General features: G+C 66.3%; 5 protein-coding genes. All 5 read right to left on the reverse strand.

What is annotated here, in order from left to right; translation table 11 throughout:
* Nucleotides 1–245 precede the first annotated feature (245 nt).
* The 5 genes from A612_RS15100 to A612_RS15120 all read right to left on the reverse strand — a co-directional run bounded on the left by A612_RS15100 (nucleotide 246) and on the right by A612_RS15120 (nucleotide 6,471).
* Nucleotides 246–1,784 carry a 2-isopropylmalate synthase gene (locus A612_RS15100; RefSeq protein ID WP_019375274.1) on the reverse strand — a complete coding sequence of 513 codons (1,539 nt, stop codon included), beginning with the start codon at nucleotides 1,782–1,784 and terminating at the stop codon, nucleotides 246–248.
* A gap of 210 nt (nucleotides 1,785–1,994) precedes the next feature.
* Complete coding sequence (gene pssA, locus A612_RS15105) at nucleotides 1,995–2,825, reverse strand: CDP-diacylglycerol--serine O-phosphatidyltransferase (protein WP_019375275.1); 831 nt, start codon at nucleotides 2,823–2,825, stop codon at nucleotides 1,995–1,997.
* Nucleotides 2,826–3,002: 177 nt separating this feature from the next.
* Nucleotides 3,003–4,019 (reverse strand): ketol-acid reductoisomerase, encoded by a 1,017-nt coding sequence (gene ilvC / locus A612_RS15110; protein ID WP_019375276.1) that lies wholly within the window; start codon nucleotides 4,017–4,019, stop codon nucleotides 3,003–3,005.
* A gap of 61 nt (nucleotides 4,020–4,080) precedes the next feature.
* Nucleotides 4,081–4,572: an acetolactate synthase small subunit gene (gene ilvN / locus A612_RS15115; RefSeq protein ID WP_019375277.1), complete on the reverse strand. Its 492-nt coding sequence runs from the start codon at nucleotides 4,570–4,572 to the stop codon at nucleotides 4,081–4,083.
* A gap of 189 nt (nucleotides 4,573–4,761) precedes the next feature.
* Nucleotides 4,762–6,471, reverse strand: a complete 1,710-nt coding sequence (locus tag A612_RS15120; protein WP_075807060.1) for an acetolactate synthase 3 catalytic subunit — start codon at nucleotides 6,469–6,471, stop codon at nucleotides 4,762–4,764.
* Nucleotides 6,472–6,536 lie beyond the last annotated feature (65 nt).

Below are 6,536 nucleotides of genomic sequence, written 5' to 3' on the forward strand. Positions count from 1 at the left end.
GGCGGTCTTGGCCGGCGGCGACTTCTGGCGCGGCGCGGCATGCACCGTTGGAACCGACAGGGCTGCCGCGAGGACGGACAGGCCCAGCACGCGGGCCAGGCGGGAGGCGATGCGGGGGCGCAGAGGCATCAGTGGCTCCAAACGAAAAAACTGTGCGCGAGTGTACAGAAGCCGAAAAAGCCGCACAAGATCAACACCTTGCGCGGCTCAGTTTATAGGCTTTCTGAACTTGCGGACAGCGCTTTTCAGCCCTGGGCCGGCACCCGCTCTCCCTTGTGTTGCAGCTTGTTCAGCGCGCTCAGGTAGGCCTTGGCGGAGGCCACCACGATGTCCGGGTCGGCGCCCACGCCGTTGACCACGCGCCCGGCGCTCTGCAGCCGCACCGTCACCTCGCCCTGGCTCTCGGTGGAGCCGCTGATGGCATTGACCGAATACAGCACCATTTCCGCGCCGCTGGCCACGTGCGCCTCGATGGCCTTGAGCGAGGCATCCACCGGTCCGTTGCCCTGCGCTCGGCTGCGCACCTCGCGCCCGTCGCAAGTGAACACGATCTCCGCGTGGGGCTGCTCGCCGGTCTCGCTGCGCTGCGACAGCGACACGAAACCGAAGCGCTCCTTGTCGCCACTGAGGCTCTCGTCGTTGACGAGCGCCAGGATGTCCTCGTCGTAGATCTCGCTCTTCCTGTCGGCCAGTTCCTTGAAGCGGGCAAACGCCGCGTTGATCTCTGCCTCGCTGTCGAGCTCCACGCCCAGCTCCTGCAGGCGCTGCTTGAAGGCGTTGCGGCCCGAGAGCTTGCCCAGCACGATCTTGTTGGCGCTCCAGCCCACGTCTTCGGCGCGCATGATCTCGTAGGTGTCGCGCGCCTTGAGCACGCCGTCCTGGTGGATGCCCGAAGCATGGGCGAAGGCGTTGGCGCCGACCACCGCCTTGTTCGGCTGGACGATGAAGCCGGTGATCTGGCTGACCATGCGGCTGGCGGCGACGATGTGCTGCGTGTCGATGTTGACGTCGAGGCCGAAGTAGTCCTTGCGCGTCTTCACGGCCATGACCACCTCCTCCAGCGAGCAGTTGCCGGCGCGCTCGCCCAGGCCGTTGATGGTGCACTCCACCTGGCGGGCGCCGCCGATCTTCACGCCGGCCAGCGAGTTCGCCACTGCCATTCCCAGGTCGTTGTGGCAGTGCACGCTCCAGACCGCCTTGTCGCTGTTCGGAATGCGCTCGCGCAGGTTCTTGATGAAGTTGCCGTACAGCTCGGGCACGGCGTAGCCGACGGTGTCGGGCACGTTGATGGTGGTCGCGCCCTCGGCGATCACGGCCTCGATGACGCGGCACAGGAAGTCCGGGTCGCTGCGGTAGCCGTCCTCCGGGCTGAACTCGATGTCGCCGATCAGGTTGCGCGCGAAGCGCACCGACTGCCTCGCCTGCTCCAGCACCTGCTCGGGCGTCATGCGCAGCTTCTTTTCCATGTGCAGCGCGCTGGTGGCAATGAAGGTGTGGATGCGGGCGCGGTGGGCGTCCTTCAGGGCCTCGGCGGCGCGCGCGATGTCGCGGTCGTTGGCGCGCGCGAGCGAGCAGATGGTCGAATCCTTCACGGCGCGGGCGATCGCCTGCACGCACTCGAAGTCACCGTTGGAGCTGGCGGCGAAGCCGGCCTCGATCACGTCGACCTTCAGGCGCTCGAGCTGGCGCGCGATGCGCAGCTTCTCGTCGCGCGTCATGGAGGCGCCGGGTGACTGCTCGCCGTCGCGCAAGGTGGTGTCGAAGATGATGAGTTGGTCTGCCATGGTGTGCTCCTGTACCGGTGGTGGGTGGAACCCGCAACTTGGAAAAATGTCCGGCACTCAAGACAAAAGGCCCGTTGCGGGTGCATACGGGCCTTTGGAAGGAAAAAGCGTGCGCGCGCGCTCTACCGACTCCGCCCGTGGGGAGCTAGCAGTAGGGACAGGGCACGAAAGTCCATGCGCGAAAATGTAGCACAGTTGCCGGCCGCGTGGTCAGTCGTGCAAGCCGCGCTCGTCGGGTTCGTCGGTGGAGGTGCTGATGACGCTGGTGTGCTGGCCACGCGACTTGCGCCATCCATACACCACGTAGCCCGACAGACCGTAGAGCACGAACACACCGAACAGCACGCTGGGCGGGTCGATGTTGACCACGGCAATCGCCAGCGCGATCGCCACGATGACGATGAAGGGCACGCTTTTTTTCAGCTGCACGTCCTTGAAGCTGTAGAACGGCACGTTGGTCACCATGGTCAGGCCCGCGTACAGCGTGAAGCCGAACGTCAGCCAGGTGATCGCCGTCCAGGACAGCCAGCCGTCCGCGCCCGGACGCACCCCGGCGTCCGTCAGCAGCCAGATGAAGCCCGCGACCAGCGCGGCCGCGGCGGGCGACGGCAGGCCCTGGAAGTAGCGCTTGTCCACCACCCCGGTGTTGACGTTGAAGCGCGCCAGCCGCAGCGCCGCGCACGAGCAGTAGACGAAGGCCGCGATCCAGCCCCAGCGGCCCAGGCCCTGCAGCGCCCATATGTAGGCGATCAGCGCCGGCGCGGCGCCGAAGGAGACCATGTCGGAGAGCGAATCCATCTGCTCGCCAAAGGCGCTCTGCGTGTTGGTCATGCGCGCGACGCGCCCGTCCAGGCTGTCGAGCACCATCGCGAAGAAGATGCCGCCGGCCGCCAGGTCGAACTGCCCGTCCACGGCCATGACGATGGCGTAGAAGCCCCCGAACAGCGCGGCCAGGGTGAACAGGTTGGGCAGGATGTAGATGCCCTTGCGGCGCTTGCGCACCAGGATGCCGGGCACTTGCGCCGGCTCGCCTTCATGCATGAAAAATATCCTCGATCGCGCGCCCCGCCGGTGGCGGTCAGACATGGGGGTTCATTGGAGCGGCCGCACGGCGGCGGCAGGCTCCGCAGTGTAGCCGCTGGCGGGGCACGCAAAAAAGGCCACCGCGGTGGCCTTCGCGAAGCGTGCGGCGCGGCCCGCGGGCCGCGCCCTGCGCCCTCAGTTGCGGCTCTGGTCGACCAGCTTGTTCTTGGCGATCCAGGGCATCATGGAGCGCAGCTGCGCGCCCACCTTCTCGATGGAGTGCTCGGACAGGTTGCGGCGGCGCGCCGTCATGGAGGGGTAGTTCAGGCGCCCCTCCTGGATGAACATCTTGGCGTATTCGCCGTCCTGGATGCGCTTGAGCGCATGGCGCATGGCCTTGCGCGATTCCTCGTTGATGACCTCGGGGCCGGTCACGTACTCGCCATACTCCGCGTTGTTGGAGATCGAGTAGTTCATGTTGGCGATGCCGCCCTCGTAGATCAGGTCGACGATCAGCTTGAGCTCGTGCAGGCACTCGAAATAGGCCATCTCGGGCGCGTAGCCGGCTTCCACCAGCGTCTCGTAGCCCATCTTGATGAGTTCCACCGCGCCGCCGCACAGCACGGCCTGCTCGCCGAACAGGTCGGTCTCGGTCTCTTCCTTGAAGGTGGTCTCGATGATGCCGGCCTTGCCGCCGCCGTTGGCCATGGCGTAGGAGAGCGCCAGGTCGCGCGCCTTGCCGGACTTGTCCTGGTGCACCGCCACCAGGTGCGGCACGCCGCCGCCCTGCGTGTAGGTGTTGCGCACCGTGTGGCCCGGGGCCTTGGGGGCGACCATCCACACGTCCAGGTCCTCGCGCGGCACGACCTGGTTGTAGTGCACGTTGAAGCCGTGTGCGAAAGCGAGCGACGCACCCTGCTTGATGTTCGGCTCGATGTTGTTCTTGTACACGTCGCCGATCTGCTCGTCGGGCAGCAGGACCATGACCACGTCCGCTTCCTGGACGGCCTCGTTCACTTCCTTGACGTTCAGGCCGGCCTTGCCGACCTTGTCCCAGGAGGCGCCGCCGCGGCGCAGGCCGACCACGACCTTCACGCCGCTGTCGTTCAGGTTCTGGGCGTGCGCATGGCCCTGCGAGCCGTAGCCGATGATGGCCACGGTCTTGCCCTTGATCAGCGAGAGGTCGCAGTCCTTGTCGTAGAAAACTTTCATGTCCGAATGGCTCCGTTGGGGTTTCTGTTGAAAAATGTAAGGCGCCCGATTGTGCGCCAGCTCAGACGCGCAGGATGCGCTCTCCGCGACCGATGCCGCTGGTGCCGGTGCGCACCGTCTCCAGGATCGCCGTGCGGTCGATGGCGCGCAGGAAGGCCTCGTTCTTCGCCTGGTCGCCCGTGACCTCGATGGTGTAGCTGCGCTCGGTGACGTCGATGATGCGGCCGCGGAAGATGTCGGCCATGCGCTTCATCTCCTCGCGCTCCTTGCCGACGGCGCGCACCTTGACCATCATCAGCTCGCGCTCGGTGTAGGCGCCCTCGGTCAGATCCACCACCTTCACGACCTCGATGAGGCGGTTCAGGTGCTTGGTGATCTGCTCGATGACCTCGTCGGAGCCGGCGGTCTGGATGGTCATGCGCGACAGCGACGGGTCCTCGGTCGGGGCCACGGTCAGCGACTCGATGTTGTAGCCCCGCGCGGAGAACAGGCCGACGACGCGCGACAGCGCGCCCGCCTCGTTCTCGATCAGGACGGCGATGATGTGTTTCATGGGTACGGATTCCTCTTTTTGCGACGACAGCACGATCAACAAGTGGTCGCAGAAAACTGTCGTTTTTCGCTGCCCTCCCCTGGCGCCGGTAAGCGCCAGGCTCGGCAGGCAATAGATTCGTCGTTGGGAGGGTGCTGCCCGAAGGCAGCGTGGAGGCGCGGGCGGCACGGCGGCTGCCCGGCGCGCGGCTCAGAGGTCTTCCGACCCGAGCAGCATCTCGGTGATGCCCTTGCCGGCCTGCACCATCGGGAACACGTTCTCGGTGGGGTCGGTGCGGAAATCCATGAAGACCGTGCGATCCTTGAGCTTGCGCGCCTCGCGCAAAGCGGGCTCGACGTCCTGCGGGCGCTCGATCAGCATGCCCACGTGGCCGAAGGCCTCGGCAAGCTTCACGAAATTCGGCAGCGCGTCCATGTAGCTGTGGCTGTAGCGGCCGGAGTACTCGATCTCCTGCCACTGGCGCACCATGCCGAGATACCGGTTGTTCAGCGACACGATCTTGATGGGCGTGTTGTACTGCAGGCAGGTGGACAGCTCCTGGATGTTCATCTGCACCGAACCCTCGCCGGTGATGCAGAAGACTTCCGACTCGGGCTTGGCCAGCTTGATGCCCATGGCGTAGGGGATGCCCACGCCCATGGTGCCCAGGCCGCCCGAGTTGATCCAGCGCCGCGGCTCGTCGAACTTGTAGAACTGCGCAGCCCACATCTGGTGCTGGCCCACGTCGGAAGTGATGTAGGCGTCCGCGTCGCGTGTCATGTTCCACAGCGTCTCGACCACATACTGGGGCTTGATGACTTCGGTGTTGCCGCGGTCGTACTTCAGACAGTCGCGGCTGCGCCACGCCTCGATCTGCTCCCACCAGGCGGCCAGTGCGCCGGCGTCCGGGCGCGTGGTGGTTTCGCGGAGCATGGAGATCAGCTCGGAGAGCACGTCCTTGACGTCGCCGACGATCGGGATGTCCACCTTCACCCGCTTGGAAATCGACGAGGGGTCGATGTCGATGTGGATGATCTTGCGGTCGTTCTGCGCGAAATGCTTGGGGTTGCCGATCACCCGGTCATCGAAGCGCGCGCCCACGGCCAGCAGCACGTCGCAGTTCTGCATGGCGTTGTTCGCCTCGATGGTGCCGTGCATGCCCAGCATGCCCAGGAAGCGCCGGTCGGTGGCCGGGAAGGCGCCCAGACCCATCAGCGTGTTGGTCACCGGAAAGCCCAGCATGTCCACCAGCGTGCGCAGCTCCTCGGTGGCATTGCCCAGCAGGATGCCGCCGCCGGTGTAGATGTAGGGGCGCTTGGCCGACAGCAGAAGCGCCAGCGCCTTGCGGATCTGGCCGGCGTGGCCCTTCCGGACCGGGTTGTAGGAGCGCATCTCCACGCTCTCGGGGTAGCCGTGCCAGGGGGTCTTGCGAAAGGACACGTCCTTCGGAACGTCGACCACCACCGGGCCGGGGCGGCCGGTGCGGGCGATGTGGAAGGCCTTCTTCATGGTCGCCGCCAGCTCGCGCACGTCCTTGACCAGGAAGTTGTGCTTGACGATGGGGCGCGTGATGCCGACGGTGTCGCACTCCTGGAAGGCGTCCAGTCCGATCGCGGGCGTGGGCACCTGGCCCGCGATGATGACCATGGGAATGGAGTCCATGTAGGCCGTCGCGATGCCCGTGACCGCGTTGGTCAGGCCCGGGCCGGAAGTCACCAGCGCCACGCCCACGTCGCCCGTGGCGCGCGCGTAGCCGTCGGCGGCATGCACCGCCGCCTGCTCGTGGCGCACCAGCACGTGCTGGATGGTTTCCTGCTTGTAGAGCGCGTCGTAGATGTAGAGCACGGCCCCGCCGGGGTAGCCCCACATGTATTGCACGCCCTCGGCCTGCAGCGCCTTGACGAGCACTTCGGCGCCCATCAGCTCGATCGGGGCGGCGGGGGAGGAATCGGGGGGGACGGCGCCGCGGGCGGCAGCGGCTGGCG

The sequence above is a fragment of the Melaminivora alkalimesophila genome (assembly GCF_000282995.1).
In the GTDB taxonomy this organism is placed as follows: domain Bacteria; phylum Pseudomonadota; class Gammaproteobacteria; order Burkholderiales; family Burkholderiaceae_C; genus Melaminivora; species Melaminivora alkalimesophila.